This is a genomic window from Endozoicomonas elysicola (assembly GCF_000710775.1).
Classification (GTDB): Bacteria; Pseudomonadota; Gammaproteobacteria; order Pseudomonadales; family Endozoicomonadaceae; genus Endozoicomonas; species Endozoicomonas elysicola.
In genome coordinates, this window is record NZ_JOJP01000001.1 from 3,872,975 (window position 1) to 3,893,407 (window position 20,433).

Genomic DNA, 20,433 nt, shown 5'->3' on the forward strand with positions numbered 1-20,433 from the left:
GTCATTCAGAGTGGAATTCAAGACTTGGTCAGCAGACACCTCAGCCAGCCACAAAAAAAGGCCATTGCCCGGCAGTCAATACTGCTGGTCTGCATGGTGCTGGCTGTGTGCCTGTGGCAACGAGCCGGATTGGGTAGCGCCTGCCCGATTAAAGCCGATCAATATCACAGTGGCTTCATTTTTTCTTCCAATACAGGCCTTCATCAGGATATTTCTGAACCTGAATCTACTGATACGGAATGCGAGCTGAGCAATCACCTGATTCAGAACCAGTCCCAGTTGATCGAGCTCGGAGCTCTATTAGCTCCACTGTTACTGCTGATCCTTGCTTGGTTCTGTGCTGGAAGCAAAGTTACTTTCCCCTCTCTGACGGAACCCATTACTCCCCGTCGAAGGCATCACCTGGTGCTGTGTGTGTTTCAAGAATAGACACAACTCAAATCGCTAATCACCGAATGTTCGCTGGCATTTGAGCCCGCGCTGTAGATTTGTGTCTATTGGAGTATCTGGCATTGAAGCACCCTGCTAAGCCCCTGGCTACTGTTCTATCATTTTTGAGTATTTTACTGCTCTCATTTTTACCGTTCATGGCTTCCGCCAGTGAAGTCAGTACCGGCTGGTTAACGGATCCCAAACACCCCCCGCTTTCGGTTCGTTTGATGTTGACCGGAGAAACCGACCCACAGGCTAAAACGGTTGAAGGCCTGCTGGAAGTTCAACTGGATGGCGACTGGAAAACCTACTGGCGATCGCCTGGTGAAGGTGGCGTTGCCCCCTCTCTTGATTGGAGTAAGTCTGAAAACCTGAATCAGGTGGAGTGGCACTGGCCCATTCCTGGTCGTTATGCGTTTATGGGAGTAGAAACCCTGGGCTATAAAGACCGAGTGGTTTTTCCGCTGACAATTCATGTCAACAACATGCAGGAGCCAGTCTGGTTTCTTGGCACACTGACCATGCCCTCATGCACCAATATCTGTGTGCTTAACGACTATGAGCTGAGCCTGACTTTTCAGCCTGACCAGCTTGACCTCTCTGAGCAGGCCTTGCATTTGTACAATCAGGGAATCAGTCAGGTTCCCAGGCCATCAAATACGGTTGAAGTGATGGGTGCCTTCTGGGATCAGGCAAAAGAAATCGCCATCTTCCAGATAAGCAGACCACAGGGCTGGAAAAATCCGGACGTATTCGTGGATAGCAGTAGCGATGAGCTGAAAAACTTCATCTTTGACACTCCGAATATCCGGGTAAACGGGGACACAATCACTGCCTCGTTCAAAGTGACCAACTGGCTTGAGCCCATTGATTTGCACAATAGAGCCCTACCTCTGGTGATAACTGACCAGAATCTGGCCACAGAGCTGCAGGCAACACTGGGAAATGAGCCTCTCAAAGGGCTTCAGGATAAAGGGCTATTGACCATTATGGTTATTGCCCTGCTCGGGGGATTAATCCTCAATATCATGCCCTGTGTGCTTCCGGTACTGGGCATGAAACTCAGCAGCGTTATTTCAACCCAAGGTCTGGAGAAGCAGCAGATTCGTGGCCAGTTTCTGGCTTCTGCAGCAGGCATTCTGGTGTCTTTCTGGCTCCTGGCACTATTTCTGGCGGCCTTAAAGCTGTCAGGTCAGGCACTGGGCTGGGGTATACAATTTCAAAACCCTTATTTTATCGGTGCAATGGTATTGGTGACCGCTGTTTTTGCGGCCAATATGATGGGCCTTTTTGAAATACAGTTATCCAGCAACACCAGCACCTGGCTGGCCTCAAAAGGTGACAACTCCTACGCAGGTCATTTTATTCAGGGTATGTTTGCAACCTTACTGGCAACGCCCTGCAGTGCACCCTTTCTGGGAACGGCGGTCGCCTTTGCCCTGGGCGCTGACTACATTGTCCTGTTTCTGGTCTTTACTGCACTGGCCATTGGCATGGCCATTCCGTGGTTATTGATCGCCAGCTTTCCACAACTGGCCAGCTTGCTACCCAAACCCGGTCGTTGGATGAATACAGTAAAAACACTGTTTGGTTTTATGATGCTGGCCACCAGCTTGTGGCTGCTTAGTCTGATAACCAGTTTCGTCGGTGCAGCAGCAACGCTGATTATCGGAGTCATCTTTGTTATCGGTTTGCTCTGGCGACTTGGGAAAACCAAAGGCAGTCGTTCAGTGGTTATGACTCTGGCATTTTTAAGCTTTGTGTCCGCTGCTGGTTTACTGCTCAGTTTTACAAACGGTCGCCTGTCTCCAAAGCCTGCTGCAGAGATTTCATGGCAGCCATTAAAAACAGAATCGATTCAGGGGGCCGTTCAGCAGGGTAAAACGGTGTTCGTGGATATCACCGCAGGATGGTGTATCACCTGTAAAGCCAACAAAGTTGGCGTTCTCCAGCGAGAACCGGTGTATTCACAACTGCACGCTGATAATCTGATTGCCATGCAAGGTGATTGGACGCAGCCTTCAGAGTACGTAACCAATTTTCTGCAGTCTTATGGCCGCTACGGAGTCCCGTTTAATGTTGTATATGGCCCGGGAGCCCCGGATGGTATTGAGCTTCCGGTTATCCTCACCAGTGATGCAGTGATTAAGGCCATTGAGCAAGCCAGAGGACATTCTCAATGAAACAGGGAAAAACTGAGAAGACCGAAGCAAACAACAAAGAAAGCAGAAAACCGGGACGACTGAAACGCTGGACTCGTGAGGCCATTTTTATGGCCGTGATCTTCACTGCGGTCAGCGTTGCGATGGATCTCTGGCGAGGTCAGGAAATACCTGATGGTGAGATGCCTGAAATGGTGGTTTCAACCCTTCAGGGAGAAACATTGGATGTTAAGGCCATGAGTTATGAAAAACCCGTGCTGATCTATTTCTGGGCCTCCTGGTGTTCGATCTGCCGGTTTGTCTCACCCACGGTTAACTGGATGAGTAACGATTATCAAGTTGTGTCTGTTGCGCTCTCTTCAGGAGAGAACGCCCGGTTAGCCGGATATTTGAAACATCACGAGTATGATTTCCCAACCGTCAATGACAACAAAGGGGTAATTGCCCGGCAATGGGGAATTAGCGCTACACCAACCGTCGTAATGGTGAAGAATGGCCAGGTGGTTTCTTCAACCACTGGGATCAGTACACCACCGGGCATCTGGTTAAGAATGCAGCTGGCAAGATAAATTTGCCGCTGTATTAACCAGCTCTATAGCCAACCCATATCTCACCAGGTAGCACAAAGAACAAGACAGGAGCTTAGCCAGGGAGGGCTATAAGCTTCCTTCCACTCCCAGCTGAATACTTACTGCACATATTTTGTCTATTCTTTTTAATTAGAAAGTTAGCTGTTGTTACTTCTATTAATAAATTCTAACCATGGAACGGTACAAAATGATTAAAGCTTTCAATGCAATACTGGCAGGAATGGTTCTTGCCATGCCTGTCACCAGCCACGCCATCGATATCTATGCTTTTGCCCGCGGGGGAGTTGCCTATACACAGATAAAGGATACGGAGGCTACTAACCCCTTTCTTCTGCCAACAGATCCGGACTATGGCACCTCACCTACAAATGGCAGCAATGGGATAGTTGGAGAAGACAATAGTGACGACGCTTCCACTGGAGCCTTGGGTCTTGGATTTGTGTTTAACCGGAATTTCCGGTTAGAACTTGAAGGGTCAATGCAACAGGCATCTGATTATCAGATTGATCTGCAGATCGGCACAATGGTAGGGGGAGGTCCATTCAATTTTCTTCTCGTAGGCACCGGATACAACAACATAAGCATTGAGTCTGAGGTCTACATGCTTAAGGCCTATTACGATATGCCCATCAATAAGCACGTTGCGCCCTATTTCATGGCCGGTGCCGGTTATGCACGGAATAAAGCGTCCGGAGTGCAGACCTTCTCCGCAAACCCTAACTGGAATGAAAAGTGGGAAAACAACACCAACAATGAAATGGCCTGGACGGTTGGTGTCGGGGTTTCTTACTTATTCAGCAAGCATCTTGCCCTGGATCTTGGCGTAGAACACCGAAATCTGGGTGACTGGGAGCTGAAAAACCTTCCTGCCACCGGTGACGAGTCTTTCAAAGGCAAGCTTGAATCGACCAATGTACTGATGGGCTTGCGTTACCACTTCTAAAGATCTATCGACATTAACTCTGTGCAGGCTGCGAGCGGTTCCTGTGCAGCACCCCCGCCTTAAAGCCTCAATAAAGCAAAGCTGAGCAAATAGAAAGCAAACTCCCGTCTATAATCATCGTTGCATTATGAATTTCGGTCATCCCCGTAGTGCAATTTAAGAGGATTCCGCTAATATAGCGCGCTTTTTGGTACATCGGTCATAATCTTCACGCAAAACACTGCAGGGAAGCGTATGATTGAGATGGCTGAGTAATTTGAGTACTTCTCTGCTCACAGATAAGTCCTCACCGTAAACCATTTTTTAAATACAGCCTGCAGGTCCATCTCCGACCTGCGCTATCGCTGAAGAGTGATACCGTACAATAGCGGGCTGTTAGTCAGGCAAGGTTAGTAGTCAAATATGACGAGTTTCGTTTCTGGACAACGCTGGATTAGTGATACTGAGACCGAACAGGGGCTGGGCACGGTGCTCACCTTTGACAGTCGAATGGTCACCCTGCTGTTTCCTGCTACCGGTGAAACCCGGCTTTACTCCATAAGCAACTGCCCTTTGACCCGCGTCGAGTTCAACCCCGGAGATCGTGTTGAAAGCCACGAGGGCTGGACAATGCTGGTCACCGAGGTTATCGAAAAGAACGGGCTGCTGACTTATCTTGGAACCCTTCCCGACGGGGAGCCCGGCCAGCTGCCAGAAGCAGAACTGGGTAATCACATTCGATTCAACAAGCCTCAGGACCGCCTGCTGGCCGGTCAGATCGACCAGAACAGCAATTTTACCCTAAGGTACAAAACGCTTCAGTACAACTACGGTCTGCGTAAATCCCCCATGCGCGGATTGGTTGGCCCACGCACCAGCCTGATTCCACACCAGCTGCACATTGCCCGCGAGGTTTCTCAGCGCCATGCGCCACGAGTCATGCTGGCTGATGAAGTGGGTATGGGTAAAACCATTGAGGCCGGTTTAATACTGCACCAGCAGCTGATTACCGGTCGTGCCAGCCGGGTACTGATTCTGCTGCCAGAAAGCTTGGTACATCAGTGGCTGGTAGAAATGCTGCGCCGTTTCAACCTGCGCTTCAGCGTTTTTGATGAAGAGCGCTGTCGCCAGTCTTCCGATGAGAACCCGTTTGACACTGAACAGCTGATTATCTGCAGCATCGGCTTTCTCTGTCATGACGATGAACGTCGTCGACAAGCGATGGAAGCTGGTTTTGATCTCCTGATTGTCGACGAAGCCCACCACCTGATCTGGTCTGAAGAAGAGACAAACCCGGAATATCAGTGCGTAGAAGAACTGTCCCAGCAGATCCCCGGATTACTGCTGTTAACAGCGACCCCGGAACAGATGGGAGCCAAGAGCCACTTTGCCCATTTACGCCTGCTGGATCCAGACCGCTTCCACGATCTGGCCGCTTTCGAGGCGGAAGAGAGTCGTTACGAACCCGTTGCTGAAGCTGTTCAGGAACTGCTGAATAACGAGAACAAGGCTCTGCCTCCCCGGGCAAGAGACCACCTGATCAGCTTCCTTGGGGAAGACAGCAAGCCTCTGATTGATGCTCTCGATCAAGAGCTGGATCAGGGCGATGAAGAAACTAGGAATACCGCTCGAACACAACTGCTTCGCCGCCTGCTGGATCGTCACGGCACCGGCCGAGTCATGTTCCGGAATACCCGCGCAGCCGTGGGTGGTTTCTCTGGTCGTGCGGTTCAGGGATACCCTCAGCCTTTGCCTGAGCTGTATGAAATTGCCCTCGAAGAAGAGAGCCATTATCGCCACAACCTCTACCCCGAGCTGGCCTATCAGGCACAGATTCAGGTAGAAGACATGGACCCATGGTGGAAAGTCGACCCTCGAGTGGACTGGCTGATTAATCTGCTCAAACTGCTCAAGAAAGAGAAAGTGCTGGTTATCTGTGCCAACGCTAATACAGCTCTGGATCTGGAAAATGCGCTGCGTATTCTTTCCGGCATTCCTGCCGCCGTTTTCCATGAAAACATGAGCATCATTGAGCGTGACCGTGCCGCCGCCTACTTTGCGGAAGAAGAGCATGGTGCGCAGGTACTGGTGTGTTCCGAAATCGGTAGTGAGGGACGTAACTTCCAGTTTGCCCATCACCTTGTATTATTCGATCTACCTGAACACCCAGACTTACTGGAACAGCGCATCGGTCGACTGGATCGTATCGGCCAGACTGAAGCCATCAAAATTCACGTTCCTTATCTGCTGGGCACTGGTCAGGAAGCCATGTTCCACTGGTATGATCAGGGTTTGAATGCTTTTGCGGATACCTGCCCTGCCGGTAGCATGGTACAGATGCAACTGGGCGAGGAATTAGTTCCCTACCTGCAACCGGGCAGTCAGAGCTCCTCCGAAGCGATGGAAACATTGCTGGGTCAGGCTTCTCAATTGAATCAGCAGCAGGTAGAACACCTTCACAAAGGCAGGGACCGTTTACTGGAGTTGAACTCCCGCGGCCTGATCTCCAGTGAAGATATGATCAATGACATTGAAGAGCAGGAACAGCCAAGACAACTCAAGCGGTTTATGGAAAAGCTGTTTGAAGGCTTTGGTGTTGAAGCAGAAGACTACTCCAAACACTGTCTGGTCATTCGCCCTGGAAGCCATATGATTACCACCTTCCCGGGCCTTCCGGATGATGGTATGACCGTTACTTTTGACCGTGAAATGGCACTATCCAGGGAAGATATGCACTTCTTGACCTGGGAGCACCCGATTGTTTCTGAAGGGATGGACATGGTGCTGACCAGCGAGCTGGGCAATACCTCTGTCGCTCTCCTTAAGAACAAGGCGCTTAAGCCTGGCACCATGCTTCTGGAAGCCATCTATGTGGTGGAAACCAGTGCAGATCGAACCCTGCAACTTGACCGCTACCTGCCGGCAACACCGATTCGCTGCCTGATTGATCCGGGATTCAACGATCTGTCTGAAAAGGTTGCCTTTGATACTCTGAATGCCCAGCTTCAACCGTTGAAACGCGGTGTTGCCAAGAAACTGGTGAATGCACAGCGTGCACCATTCCTGACAATGCTGGATAAAGCGGAAGGCTACGCAAAAGATCGGGTACAGCCCATCGTTAATCAGGCCTGCCAAAACCTGCTGACCGATGTCACAGAAGAGATTAAACGGCTAGCGGCTCTTAAGGTGGTTAACCCCAATGTTCGAAGTGAAGAGATTGAGTACCTCAAGAACCGTGCAGCACTGGGCCACCAAGCTCTTCAGAAAGCTGTTCTGAGACTAGATGCTTTGCGGATTATGATTGCCGGTTAATGTTTTCAGAGTTAGCTTAACTCTGAAAATGGCAAGCTGAGGTTTAATGCCCCGGCTTGCCTGCCATCTTTTGCTGAACACTCATTTGTACATCATTCTATGCTCCCTTGGAGCCTTTACCCTCTCTATCTGACAAACCTGAAGCAATACATCTCTTTTAAATAGCCCCACAAAATCAGCCCACCACCAAACATATACCTTTGTAGAATATTAAATTTTTCCTACCAACTTACAATTGGTGAAATTTAATTTAAATACAAGGATGTATTAACAATGACATTAACAACTCAAAGAAATGAAGGAAACACGACAATATCCCCCCTCCCGTTAAGGGACTTCAATGATTTAGACCCACAGATAAAACTTTGTAAGAATACAATTATACCAAAGTCTGATGATCGCCTATCTCATTCAGTTAATCCTATTGATAAGAAAAAAGTAGTCTGCATTGAAGTTCATCCACAAATACTAGATAAAGTAGCTCTGGATTGCAGAGTTCCTTGCAGAACAAGATTTTTCCTGGAGTGTTTATGCAATGATAAATTAAACAAAGATCATATATATGATGGTATGTTTAAAATGCTCATTCAGGACATTAATGAATCCCCAAAATTACAAGAAGGTATTGAAAAAGAGTTATGTCGTAGATTCCCCGAAAATTATGAAGAAGGCGTTCGTGCTTTTTTTACCACTTACCATAACGGTGTGAATGTACTGCAATCCCTTCAATGTCTGCATGCATCAGATGAAAGATACCATCGTTTTTACTCACCATTAGACTTCATCAAAGGAATTCTCGATAACATTTATTCAGGCCTGCCAACTGTAACAAGCATTGAGGACTCAACCTTACATGTTGAATATAAGCCATTGAATAGATCGGAGATTAAAACTGACTGGAGAGAGTTAGATGAAAATCCTGACTATGTTAGAGGAAGTGTTGTTTCTATCAAAAAAGAATTACTCTCATCACCAAAAGCACGCATTGAGACAAAAGAAGATTTGGATAGATGGTTTTTAATGATTAAACGTGTATTACCTGCTAAAAGAATAGATAATGGCTGCTTTCAACGATGCGCCTTTACTGAATCCCTACTGAATGCAATGGGTCTTGAAACCCAAATTGTTACTATTTATCCCGAAAAAGGGGCATATCAAGTTAAATTTAATCCTGATAGTAGATACCAACTGGACGTAAACTGGACACAGCACCGGGTATGCGCTGTCAAATTACCCGGTTCTGATGAATTGTATATTCTGGACTTTCCGTATGACGAAACCATTCCATTGAGTATGCACCCAAACATATACAGTGGTAATCGATGGGAATCTTGCGATCCTGAGCAGGATCCGGAGCCTAGATCGAAAAATGTGAGCTATGGCTATTCAACCATAAGTTTTTTACAGCGTGAATGGAGAGCACAACAACTATCCGATACTGAGAACTATGCACCAGACAAACCTAAAAATAGCCTTTATTTTCAAAGCATGACATGGGACAAACAAAGCCGACAATGGAAGCACCGTGAAAGTGAGCAGTAAACAATCACAGTCAAGCCAGCTAGAACAATCTAGCCAGCTTGACGAATTTTAATTACGCCTTTCCCATACGCATCAGAATTTCTTCTTTTGCCTGGAGACGCTCAAGCTCACGCTGCCCCTCTTCTTTCTGACGCATCAGCTCATTGAACTCCATACGAGCCTGCTGAGCCAGTTCAGAAGCAGCCAGCTTCTTCTCATTGGCTTCTATAGCAACCTGAGTCAAACGCTCGACTTCTTCAAGCATATGAGCAGGTGCATCACCAAGATCCGACCCTGTCGCACCTCGAGACATGGCTTCCATACGAATCTGCTTTTTCAGCGCTGCCAGCTCATCATGTGCCTGACGTTCTGCACAAACTGCCTCTGTCGCCTGATCTTTCAACTGCTCAAAGCGGGCCAACGCAGAACCTTCCAGACTCCATGGATCCACCTCAGGCAGCTCTTCAATGTTGATCGTAGGCTCTTCGTAGCCTTCCTGACGGGATATATCCAACATGGTGGCTTTAACTGCAGAGATCATCAGCATCACGGCAATTACCAGCAGTGGTAAACCACCCACAATAGCGGCAGTCTGCAGTGTGGCCAGTCCACCCATAAACATCAGCACAGAGGGCATCAGCGACAAGGTGAAGGCCCAGAACAGCCGATTCCAGCGCATTGGATCTTCAGTCACATTATTCTGCACCACAGACGCCAGAATAAAGGAGATGGAGTCAAACGTAGTAGCTGTAAAAATAATACAGAGCACAGTAAACAATGCGATGATCAGGTAGCTGAACGGCAGCTGTTCAAGAACACTGAAAATTGCGGTTGTTGCGCCCTGTTCATTCAAAATACCCACGACATCCAGCTGCCCAGAAAGCTGCAGGGATAAACCATAGTTACCCAGAACCATGAAATAAACGGCACAGCCAAATGAACCACAGAAGATAGCGCCGGCAACCATCTGTTTAATGGTACGACCTTTGGAAATACGAGCAACAAACAGCCCCATACTCGGTGCAAACACCAGCCACCAAGCCCAGTAGAAGATAGTCCAATCCTGCGGAAAATGAGTATCTTCAAAGGTTCCGTAACCACCAAAAGGTTCTGCCCAGGTGGCCATCACAAAAAAGTTGGACATCATCCGGCCAATTGAATCCAGACCAGTCTCCACCATAAACAGAGTTGGTCCACAGACAAAGATAAAGGCTAATAGACCAATAGCTCCCCAGAAGTTGATGTTACTCAACAACTTGATACCACCATCCATTCCCTTATAAGAGGAGTAAGCAAACAGTGCCGTACACACCATCAGCACACCAATCTGTGTTGCATTGGTGGACGGAATACCCGTCAGGTACGTCAACCCTTCATTAATCAGAGGTGCTGCCAAACCCAGAGTAGTTGCTGCACCGCCTAAGAGACCGAAAATAAACAGTACATCAATAATTTTACCAATCGGACCATTACTCCGCGCTTCGCCCAGCACCGGCATCAATGCTGCGGAAACTTTCAGAACCGGGTTCTTACGAACATGGAAAAAATAGGCGATAGGCAAAGCCGGTATCATATAGATACACCAGGCAATCGGCCCCCAGTGAAAGATTCCGTAAGTTGCCGCCCAACGAACCGCTTCTTCACTGCCAGGCTCCAACTGGAAAGGCGGTGACTGATAGTAATAAGCCCACTCAATACTGCCCCAATAAAGAATACTGGCACCAATACCACCACAAAACAGCATGGCTGCCCAGGATGCAGTAGAGAATTCAGGCTTTTCATCAGCATCACCCAGTTTGATCTGGCCGATATCAGAGAAAACCACATAGGTCATAAACAGCACAGCGGCTAACCCGAGTGCCAGATACAAAACCCCCATCGTGTCGGTCATAAAGGTTTTAGCAATGGCTATCCAGTGAGCTCCTTCATCTGGAAATAGTGCCAGTGGTATAACTACCGAGATCAACAAAATTACCGCACCAAAAAAGGTGGGCTTATCAATAAGCTTAAAATGCTCTTCCATCGTCTTTGGTCTTCAAGAAAAGAACAGCCATTGCGGCCGTCAATAACAAATAGTTTCCGGTGTGTGCAAAAAGGATATTAATTCTTTGGCTTCATGCTCATGGTGAACATCATGCCCGATATGCCACTCCAACAGGATATTTATATACCGGAATTACCGAAAAGATAATAAGTAAAATAACTTATAAAACCATTAGAAATATCAATCAGAGAGTGATCTGAATAAGGGAAATGGCAAGCAACAGGATAGGTACAATCCACCTGATCATTTTACAATCTACTGACATGAGTAGGCAAAAAATTTGCCCACTCAACCCTCTGGACACTCATCAGGTGAGCATCCAGAGAAAGAATATTATTCTCTATAAAAGTCAGCCTCACCCTCTGGACGATTTTTAAACCGTCGATGAAGCCACATATACTGTTCGGGATGCTCTCGTATTCGTTGCTCCACAAACTGATTCACATGAAGTGCATCCTCATAGTCATCACCAGAAGGAATGCTCTCAAGAGCAGGATGTAAGCGAACCTCATACCCTTTGGCATTGGGCAGGCGAGTCACAGTCATGGGTATTACTTTAGCCCTCCCCGCTTTGGCAAGACGCGAAGTACTGGTGATAGTCGCTGCCGGAATACCAAAAAATGGTACAAACAGGCCATTTTTGGTGCCGTAATCCTGATCAGGAGAGTACCAGACAGTTCTACCCGACTTTAACGAGCGCAGCATTCCACGAACATCACGCCTTCTCAGCAACTGGCTGCCTGGGTCAAAGCGATGCCTTAAGCGACGTTGAACGTATTCAAATACCGGATTGCCATGCTCCCGATAGGTCGCATCGACACTGTGCCGTTGGGTTATCAGTCGTCCTGCCAGTTCAATGGTAGTGAAATGCATTACCATCAAGATCGCTCCATCATCGGACTCAAGGTTTTCCAGCCCTTTATAGGAAACGATCTTCTCAAGCCTGTCAGTGGACCACCACCAGGCAATGGTGACTTCCATAATACCGATACCCACTGATTCAAAATTCTTCTTTAACAGCGCCTCACGTTCCTGTTGAGTCAATTCGGGAAAGCATTTCTCCAGATTAACTCTGGCCACATGAACCCTATCATTAGCAACACGGTAGCTAATGCGCCCAAGCCATCGGCCCAGCTGCAATATCCAGCTATACGGAAGGAGTGAAGGAATAAACGTTAACCCGATACCCAACCAGGTTGGCCAGTATTTCGGGTGCAGATAAGCCCGATGAAAAACATCATCTTCACGGGCATCGGCCCTTGCCTTTATATCCGGGTTTTGCGACATATAGATTAATTCAATACTTGTATCTGATCGTTGAGTTCTCTACGCTACAATCTGTTGCATAAAAAGCTGACCATTTAATCTGCTGATTCTCGTTACACAAAACCAGAGTTGTACGTTATGACCCTTCAACTGCAAACCGGTACTGCCGCTGCAGCTTTCAAGATGACAGGTGGTATTTATACACTGACTACTCTTGAATTGCATTCAACGAATCCAGCGGATATTACCAATCAGCTGGAGAACATGACACGCAAGGCACCTAACTTTTTCCAACAAACCCCGGTCATTATTGCTTTTGACCAGGTAACCCCTGAACAACCACCCATTGATCTATATAAACTACGCCACAGTTTACAACAGTTTGGCCTGATTCTTATTGCTGTTCGTGGTGGCCAGGAAAATCATAAGCAGGATGCTATGATGGCAGGCATTCCTTGGCTCCCCTCCCCAAGACAGCGTAACAGCACAGAGGAAGATTCTGTCGAGGGTGCTGAAACAAATGTGGTCATCATGCAGAAATCCCGTGCCACTGGCAACCCTGCTGCAGAAACACCAAGCCAGCGACAAACAGCACCGGAAACGCAGAAAACCACCCTTATTGAACATCCGGTTCGTTCTGGCCAGCAAGTCTATGCTGAAGGAGACTTGGTGATTACCAGTCCTGTCAGCTCTGGCGCAGAACTTCTGGCGGGTGGCAATATACACGTCTATGGTTCTCTGCGTGGTCGCGCACTGGCTGGCGTCAATGGCAACACTGATGCCCGTATTTTCTGCCTGAAGTTTGAGGCCGAGCTCATTTCTATAAACGGTCAGTACAAGATGCCCTCAGCAACCAATAACAGTGACCCTCTCTGGGGTAGCAGTGTGATTGTTTCCCTTGAAGAGCAAAGCTTGCACATAAAGAAACTTTGAGAAATACTGGACAATAGTTCAGTTCTCGATTATCACAGGATTTCACCTTGGCTCGTATTATAGTTGTGACTTCTGGAAAAGGTGGCGTCGGAAAAACCACAACCAGTGCTTCCATTGCAACAGGATTGGCTCTTAAAGGTCACAGGACAGTTGTCATTGACTTTGATGTGGGCCTCAGAAACCTCGACCTCCTGATGGGCTGTGAGCGGCGCGTCGTATACGACTTTGTAAATGTAATTAATGGTGAGGCCGAGCTGCATCAGGCGTTAATCAGAGATAAACGTACCGAAAACCTCTCCATATTGCCGGCATCTCAAACTCGCGACAAAGAAGCCCTTACCCATGAGGGTGTTGAGAAAGTCCTGAATCTGTTATCAAAAGATTTTGAATATATTGTCTGTGACTCTCCGGCAGGTATTGAACACGGCGCCCTGATGGCACTCTATTTTGCCGATGAGGCCATTATTACTACGAACCCCGAGGTCTCGTCAGTTCGTGACTCCGATCGGATTCTGGGTATTTTGCAGAGCAAATCCCGTCGTGCTGTAGAAAATCTTGAGCCAGTTAAAGAGCATTTGCTGGTTACCCGCTACAATCCTGAACGGGTAACGCGTGGTGAAATGCTCAATATTCAGGATGTTGAAGAAATCCTCGCCATCCCACTTATTGGTGTTATTCCTGAATCGACCTCTGTATTGAAAGCCTCTAATCAGGGGGTTCCGGTTGTATGCAATATCGAGAGTGATGCCGGTCAGGCTTACAGCGATGTGGTTGCCCGCTTCCTTGGTGAAGACGTACCACACCGTTTTCTGGAGCCCGTCAAGAAAGGGTTCTTACAGCGCATGTTTGGAGGAATAGGATGAATCTTATGCAGCTATTCCGCTCACGCAAAGAAGACAACAGCGCAGCGATTGCCAAGGAAAGGCTACAGATTATAGTGGCTCACGAGCGAGGCAGTCGAGGCGGACGTGACTTTTTGCCAGCCATGGAGCGGGATATTCTTCAGGTTATTCAAAAGTACATAGAGATCCAGCAGGAATGCATTGACATCAAGCTGGACTCTCAGGATGGTTGCTCTATCCTCGAGGTCAATGTACAGCTGCCGAACTGACGGCAGCTGACGATCTTAATCAGACTTTTGCCGTATCTCTGATCCACTGTTGATAGAAAGGTCGCAGAGCCCTCCACCCCAGAGCTTTGATATCAGGAGCCACCAGTAGTTCTCCTCCTGCTTTTGCCTTGGCCATTTTTTCCAAACGGCCAGCAAGTGTTTCTGCCTCTTTTTCTGCATCCTTCTCAAAGGACGGGTAACGGAAGCGTTTGGCAAACAGTTCAGGATAGGCAAGGCGCTCTGGAACTACAGGCACACAACCTGCCGCCACCGCCTCCAATACGGCAATGCCCTGAAAGTCATGAATAGCCGTAGAGAGAACGGCATCACTTTTTTGAAGCAGTGATCGATACTCATCCACACTCTCAATAAAGCCCCAGCATCCAATCTGCTCTGACAACACCGAACGCATTTCTGAAAAAGCAGGCGGAATCTGACGAAAGCCCTGTCCAACCACATGCACCCTGAAAGGCACCTTGCGACTTTTAAGAATCTTCAGAGCCTGGAGCATTCTTTCCGGAGCCTTATCGTATTCCCACCGATGATTAAATACGATCTGCAATACGTCACTGGTATCATGCACCTTCCCTAGATAAACATCATTTGGCAGAGGAACAGGTAGAACGGCCGACTTCTCCTGTAACAGGTCGAGAATATTACCAGGCACATAATCCGGTAATTTTTTCAATAATCGCCGCACCCCTGCAAAAAACGTCTGCCGGTTATAGACTGAATTAAACAGCACTTTATCTGCGGCCAGTGCAGTATAAAGGTTAAGCATCAATGGTTCGACGCTGGCATTTTGTTGCTCTGAAGCTGGATAGGCAAACTGGTTCTCATGAAAATAACAGAGAACTGGAACAGCGGCCAAAGCGGGCACCATCCCTTTCAGCGCCGACAGATCCGTCATAGAGGTACATATCAGTAAATCATAGCCAGCACTGAGCACTTCTCTTTTTGAGTATGCCCAGGTAAGGCTGTTTCCCCGCAAGCGCCAGCTGAAATAACGGGGAGGTAATGTCAGTACTGTCCAATCATATTCCGGAAAAGCTCCCACCAGCCCTTTACGCCAATACTGGTGACTCAGGGCATCATAAGCCGAAAGCAGAAGAATCTTCATTCATCGTCCTAATGTAAACTTGCACAAACTCATCCCATCACGAAATGAAATAAAACATATCTTTGTAGTAAGATCACAACTTAAATTGCAAGGTAGCCCCATGAGCAAAGAACACTTCAATCAGGAGCTTATCCAGTTCCTCAACGCTTCTCCGACCCCTTACCATGCGGTAGCCACCATGGTGGTCAAACTTCAGGAAGCGGGCTTCAAGCCATTGGATGAGTCAGAGTCCTGGGCCCTCAAAGAAGGCGAAAAATATTACGTAACCCGCAATGGTTCTTCCATCATTGCTTTCACCATGGGCAAACCCGAACTGGGTGCCAGAATGGTTGGAGCACACACCGACTCGCCCTGCCTGAAAGTAAAGCCGCAACCAGAAATGAACAAGCACAGCTATTTCCAACTCGGAGTGGAAGTATATGGTGGAGCTCTGTTGAACCCATGGTATGACCGGGACCTTTCTATTGCTGGTCGGATTCAGTACCTCAACAACCAGCAGCAGCTTTGTCATCAGCTGATCAACTTTGAGCGCCCTATTGCCATTATTCCAAGCCTGGCCATTCATCTGGACCGCGAAGTAAACAGCGGTCGTGCAGTGAACCCACAGACCGATATTCCACCTATCCTGTTCCAATTGGCCGATGATGAGAAAGTCGATTTCCGTGAACTGCTGAAAGAAGAACTGATTCGCCTGGGTAATACTGACTGCCAGGAGGTCATGGAGTACGACCTGTCTTTTTATGACACCCAAAGCGCTGCTGTCATTGGCCTGAAAAACAACTTTATCGCCAGCGCTCGCCTGGACAACCTGCTCAGTTGCTATGTAGGCCTGGAATCACTGCTCAACCATAGAGGTTCGGATACAACCGCACTACTGGTCTGCAACGACCATGAAGAAGTAGGTAGCATGTCGACTACCGGGGCCCAGGGACCATTCCTGAAAAGTGTCCTTGAGCGAATTTATGGTACCGGTGAGCCTCTGACCCAGGCAATGAATCGCTCAATGCTGATTTCAACGGATAATGCACATGGCATTCATCCCAACTATGCCAGCAAGCATGATGAGCATCATGCACCAAAGCTGAATCAGGGCGCCGTCATCAAGGTCAACGCTAACCAGCGCTATGCCACCAATGATGAAACATCTGCTCTGTATCGCACCCTATGCCAGGCAAGTGGCAGCAAAGTACAGCACTTTGTTACCCGTACCGATATGGCCTGCGGCAGTACTATTGGCCCACTGACTGCCGGTGTACTTGGGGTACGAACTCTGGACCTTGGGCTACCAACGTTTGGTATGCACTCTATCAGGGAACTCGCTGGTACTGAGGATGCATTTGAGTTAAGCCAAACGCTGGTGAATTTCTTTATGATTAAACTGCTTCCATTGTGATTTTCTGGATTTGAAAATATCAAAGGCGTCCAGTTTTTAGACTGACGCCCTACTATCGCTTGAAAAAAACTCCGCCTTTTTCAATGCAGCCAGTTCATTGTGAAGTCTCTTATGCTTGCCTTCCAACCACTCCAACGTCTTACCGTTAGACCTGAGCCTTTCTTGGTGTTTACTGGCGCTGAGTGACAGGGACTGGGTCCCCTCATGCTCTCCATCCACCGCCCCCCTCTCTGTACCAGGAATTTCTGAAAGCCAGCTATCCCTATCATCAAAGGCCTGATCCAGTCGACAAGTAGACAATTTTAATAAAGGTAAAACCCCCCCCATTGCTTTATGTAGCTTTTCAACCTCATTGATATACCATTTAAGCTTGCCTAAATCCTCATCAGGTACAGTTTCTGTTAAAGATTGCAGGCTGGTTTTCAATTCATCAATCGAAAAGCTCTGCTGCTCGATGGGAATAGTCCATTTCTTATCGAACTGCTTTGTCATTTCATCCGCTTCATCAGACATCTGCTCTAACTCACAAGCCTTAGTTTCCAATCGATACCCCCTGGAAACGCACGCATTTCTAAAGTCATTAAATATCCTATAGCTCTTACGGATAATTTGTTTGCAGCTCAAATAATCCTGATCAAAACCTAATTCTTTAAAATCAACTTCCATTAAGGCCAACTTACAAGAAAAACTGATGAGAGGATTATCACACGCTTCCAAAACTTCCTCATAGAGTGCTCTTGCTTTAGTCACATCGCCATTTCTAAACAATTCGCAGGCACGATCGCACTTATCCTCATTAGATAGTATCGTTTTGACCTCTGCATACTCTACGCCCTTCTCAGCTTCTTTTGTATCCTCATCATTTTCCATTCCCATTAACTTTTCAGCATGGAGTAATTCCTCTCCATTAATAATGTCATCTTCCAGTCTAGATCGCCTGACTCCTAACTGCTCCCCTCGTATGTACCAATATTCAGATAGAAAGTAATTTTGACTAACCTCTAAATCCTGCATCCAAACTTCTCTATCGATAGGCATAAGAGGCTCAGAATGTACGTTTCTATGAAACAGATTAAGAGGAAGGTTGAAAAAAGCACTGAAAAACTGAGAAAAACAATGTTGAACCAGCTCCTTCTGCAGGGTTATACACCCATTTAATCCAAGCCTCTTCTTGAAGTCTTGGTATATATTCACAATTAAATCATTCTTATTTTTCCGGCTAACTTCAAAATAACATGCAATTTTTTTAGCCAGCCCAGCCGACATATCCAGAGGAATTCTACTTACATATGGAACAAGCATACCTAAATCAATGTGTAAAAAGCTGACCCCCATCATAGAGTCAGACATCAGAACATCAAGAGTACGAAATAGCAATTCACAAACACTGTCATCTATTTCATCCAAATATCCTTCAAAGGCCCTTGCAATAACAGGATCAAATTTAACCAAAATTCTTTCAGCTGAAATAAGCTCAACCTTTTGTTTATCCCGTGGACAACCTCTTGAAAAGCTGTAAAGCCTGGCCCGAGCATCAACTAAAAGTTGCAATTCAAATTCACTTAAAGAAACCCATACATGCTGCGACTTATTTTCGTCAATGGACTTCACAACATTCTGGAGACGATCAACAAAAAGGCTCGGATCATCCTTATTCATTGATTCTATCAGCAATCGTAGTTTTTTCCTCATATCTGGAATTGCAGACAAAGGCACCGAAAATTCTTCCTTTACCCGCAGCTCCACTGTTGGCTCAGCCTTGGCTGCGCTATCGTGCTTTGCAGAGCCATGTTTAACCGCAGCTCCGACTGCAACAGACGACAGTTTTTTTTTGGGCTTTACATCTTTCCCTTTCTCTACTTCAGACCCCATACCTAAAGAAGCGGATAAGTTTTGAGAACAGCCATTTCTTCTTCGCCTGCGCCCTCTGCCTATTTGTGCAGAAGCATCATCAGTTATTCTTCTTGATGATTCACCACTCTCAGCTGCTGCAAACTGTGACTCTTGAGAAAAGGCACTTACATTGCCTTGTTCAGGCTCAGCAGAAAATGGTTCACGAACTGCTGCATTTAAATCAAAACCACTCTCCGAAACCTGCTCTTGACATGCACCATAAAGACCGGTATGCATTGATGATATATTATTTATAACAGGTATCACGCCTCTATTAATATCGTAAAACTGCACAGCCCCCGGAGCACCAGAAGAAAGAGGTTGTATACTCAATCCAGCCCCCCCTGCAATGCCATTCCCACACCCAACATTCCCAGTAGACTGGTATACCGCATCACCATGGCAACAACCAACCTCGGGCAGCCCCATAAAAATGACAGGCTGACGCTGAACGGTTACCTGCTGCCCATGAAATACACCATCAACTCCTCCCTGCCGATTACAATAAAGAGTTTCCATAAACTGGGTATTGAGGACACAAGCGTTCTGATCCGGCTGTAATGTATGGGGCTGGCCATATAAAAAGCTATTCTGCAAAGCAGGCGCAGGAATATTATTATGAACTATTGATGGATGAACCATTGTAACAATACGTGAGGAAGGCACTCCCATAGTGGAAGCTTGTGGCGAAGGAGGCCAAAGTACAGGAGAGCCATAGCTATAATACACGGCTCCATTAGACTCAAAACAGAAGACTGACTGCCCCCCACCCTGCGCCGATGGAGAAGTTGTTTGAACCTGAGGGTAACCAGCATGCGTTATACATCCATTGCTTGATATATTTAACATACAGACAACCTGTTACTACTGAATAGTAGTTAATGTGTGTGGCTGGCAAGTAATGTCTAACAAGGCTGCCACATAAATCACGGAGCCGTCAGTTCCTCTAGAAACTTAACCCCGCCACCAAACATGCTGCTTAATACCTCTTTGAAGACAGTATTAAACTTTATTGCAAGCTAGGATCAGAACACATAAGTGCTAAGGAAGTTCCTGATATTGAAATGCTTTACAGATAAAGACTGGAGAGGTTGCCCGGTGAATTAATAACTATTTAAACAACCAGTCACAAATTACATTTATTTGCAAAATGCAACGTAAACCCGTGCCATACGTACAATTTCAGACTCCAATTATTCGGCCGATATTGCTATTCTTACTAATGTCAATAGACCAGCCACTATCACAGGCAATCCGATGAAAGTCCAACCAAAAAGCCGACAAACACTGCGCCCAACTTCTCAGTCCCAGAATATTTTCTCAATTCATCGCAGTACAATTAATCCTATTAAACCGTTGTTAAAGGCTTCAACGACCCTGCCTGTGACACAGTCATTTGATGAAACCGGTGGTTTTATCAAAGGTTATAACTGAGTCTTGTCCTGACAAAATTACCTTCCTATTTTGGGCAAAGGCAGTTAAACGGCCTCTGCCCCTACTATTTGATGCTGTAAACTCTTCACAGCCCCCCTTCACACCAAATGAATCATTGATTTTTTCCAGCAGCCTTGTTGGAATAGGATGTATTCACGCATTTTATCGACTTTAGATTAACGGCCTGATTTACATAAAGTTGTCAGGTCTCAAAGGCTCAACGGCTGTCTTCCGTCAGGTGACTGTATTATGCTGTAATCAGTCCCATGGAATAACTCAAGAGTTTGACAAGCTGAGCGA

Annotated in this window: 15 protein-coding genes; 11 read left to right on the plus strand and 4 right to left on the minus strand. The window is 46.9% G+C overall.

The window, feature by feature from the left end; genetic code table 11:
• Window positions 1-24 precede the first annotated feature (24 nt).
• From GV64_RS16430 to GV64_RS16455, 6 genes are all read left to right on the plus strand, one after another.
• The gene (locus GV64_RS16430) at window positions 25-429 is read left to right on the plus strand and encodes a hypothetical protein (RefSeq protein WP_020583850.1); all 405 of its coding nucleotides are present in this window, start codon (window positions 25-27) and stop codon (window positions 427-429) included.
• A gap of 83 nt (window positions 430-512) precedes the next feature.
• Window positions 513-2,615, plus strand: coding sequence for a protein-disulfide reductase DsbD family protein (locus GV64_RS16435; protein WP_026258448.1), 2,103 nt, complete (start codon window positions 513-515; stop codon window positions 2,613-2,615).
• The gene (locus tag GV64_RS16440) at window positions 2,612-3,163 is read left to right on the plus strand and encodes a protein disulfide oxidoreductase (RefSeq protein ID WP_020583848.1); all 552 of its coding nucleotides are present in this window, start codon (window positions 2,612-2,614) and stop codon (window positions 3,161-3,163) included. The genes GV64_RS16435 and GV64_RS16440 overlap by 4 nt, the downstream gene beginning before the upstream one ends.
• Before the next feature lie 208 nt (window positions 3,164-3,371).
• A complete protein-coding gene (locus GV64_RS16445) occupies window positions 3,372-4,127 on the plus strand; it encodes an outer membrane protein (protein WP_020583847.1) in 756 nt (251 codons plus the stop codon).
• Between the two features lie 402 nt (window positions 4,128-4,529).
• Window positions 4,530-7,418, plus strand: a complete 2,889-nt coding sequence (rapA, locus tag GV64_RS16450; RefSeq protein WP_020583846.1) for an RNA polymerase-associated protein RapA — start codon at window positions 4,530-4,532, stop codon at window positions 7,416-7,418.
• A gap of 273 nt (window positions 7,419-7,691) precedes the next feature.
• Window positions 7,692-8,960 carry a hypothetical protein gene (locus tag GV64_RS16455; RefSeq protein WP_152554095.1) on the plus strand — a complete coding sequence of 423 codons (1,269 nt, stop codon included), beginning with the start codon at window positions 7,692-7,694 and terminating at the stop codon, window positions 8,958-8,960.
• Between the two features lie 52 nt (window positions 8,961-9,012).
• On the opposite strand, the gene GV64_RS16460 is transcribed toward GV64_RS16455, so the two are convergent.
• Both GV64_RS16460 and lpxL read right to left on the minus strand, forming a co-directional pair.
• Window positions 9,013-10,962, minus strand: coding sequence for a BCCT family transporter (locus tag GV64_RS16460; RefSeq protein ID WP_020583844.1), 1,950 nt, complete (start codon window positions 10,960-10,962; stop codon window positions 9,013-9,015).
• A gap of 354 nt (window positions 10,963-11,316) precedes the next feature.
• Complete coding sequence (gene lpxL / locus GV64_RS16465) at window positions 11,317-12,270, minus strand: LpxL/LpxP family Kdo(2)-lipid IV(A) lauroyl/palmitoleoyl acyltransferase (protein ID WP_020583843.1); 954 nt, start codon at window positions 12,268-12,270, stop codon at window positions 11,317-11,319.
• A 117-nt stretch (window positions 12,271-12,387) separates the two neighbouring features.
• On the opposite strand from lpxL, the gene minC reads away from it, so the two are divergent.
• Genes minC through minE form a run of 3 tightly spaced genes read left to right on the plus strand, consistent with a single transcriptional unit; the run spans window position 12,388 to window position 14,293 of the window.
• Window positions 12,388-13,182 carry a septum site-determining protein MinC gene (gene minC, locus GV64_RS16470; protein WP_020583842.1) on the plus strand — a complete coding sequence of 265 codons (795 nt, stop codon included), beginning with the start codon at window positions 12,388-12,390 and terminating at the stop codon, window positions 13,180-13,182.
• A 47-nt stretch (window positions 13,183-13,229) separates the two neighbouring features.
• The gene (minD, locus tag GV64_RS16475; RefSeq protein WP_020583841.1) at window positions 13,230-14,045 is read left to right on the plus strand and encodes a septum site-determining protein MinD; all 816 of its coding nucleotides are present in this window, start codon (window positions 13,230-13,232) and stop codon (window positions 14,043-14,045) included.
• Window positions 14,042-14,293: a cell division topological specificity factor MinE gene (minE, locus tag GV64_RS16480; protein ID WP_020583840.1), complete on the plus strand. Its 252-nt coding sequence runs from the start codon at window positions 14,042-14,044 to the stop codon at window positions 14,291-14,293. The genes minD and minE overlap by 4 nt, the downstream gene beginning before the upstream one ends.
• A 19-nt stretch (window positions 14,294-14,312) precedes the next feature.
• Here minE and GV64_RS16485 read toward each other — a convergent pair whose 3' ends face one another.
• Window positions 14,313-15,413, minus strand: a complete 1,101-nt coding sequence (locus tag GV64_RS16485) for a tRNA-queuosine alpha-mannosyltransferase domain-containing protein (RefSeq protein WP_020583839.1) — start codon at window positions 15,411-15,413, stop codon at window positions 14,313-14,315.
• 100 nt (window positions 15,414-15,513) lie between these two features.
• Here GV64_RS16485 and GV64_RS16490 point away from each other — a divergent pair, with 100 nt between their 5' ends.
• A complete protein-coding gene (locus GV64_RS16490; RefSeq protein ID WP_020583838.1) occupies window positions 15,514-16,806 on the plus strand; it encodes a M18 family aminopeptidase in 1,293 nt (430 codons plus the stop codon).
• A 36-nt stretch (window positions 16,807-16,842) separates the two neighbouring features.
• Here the strand turns inward: GV64_RS16490 and GV64_RS16495 are convergent, their stop codons facing one another.
• Window positions 16,843-19,371 carry a hypothetical protein gene (locus GV64_RS16495; protein WP_152554096.1) on the minus strand — a complete coding sequence of 843 codons (2,529 nt, stop codon included), beginning with the start codon at window positions 19,369-19,371 and terminating at the stop codon, window positions 16,843-16,845.
• A gap of 585 nt (window positions 19,372-19,956) precedes the next feature.
• Between GV64_RS16495 and GV64_RS25340 the strand changes: the two genes are divergently transcribed.
• Complete coding sequence (locus GV64_RS25340; protein ID WP_020583836.1) at window positions 19,957-20,133, plus strand: hypothetical protein; 177 nt, start codon at window positions 19,957-19,959, stop codon at window positions 20,131-20,133.
• Window positions 20,134-20,433 lie beyond the last annotated feature (300 nt).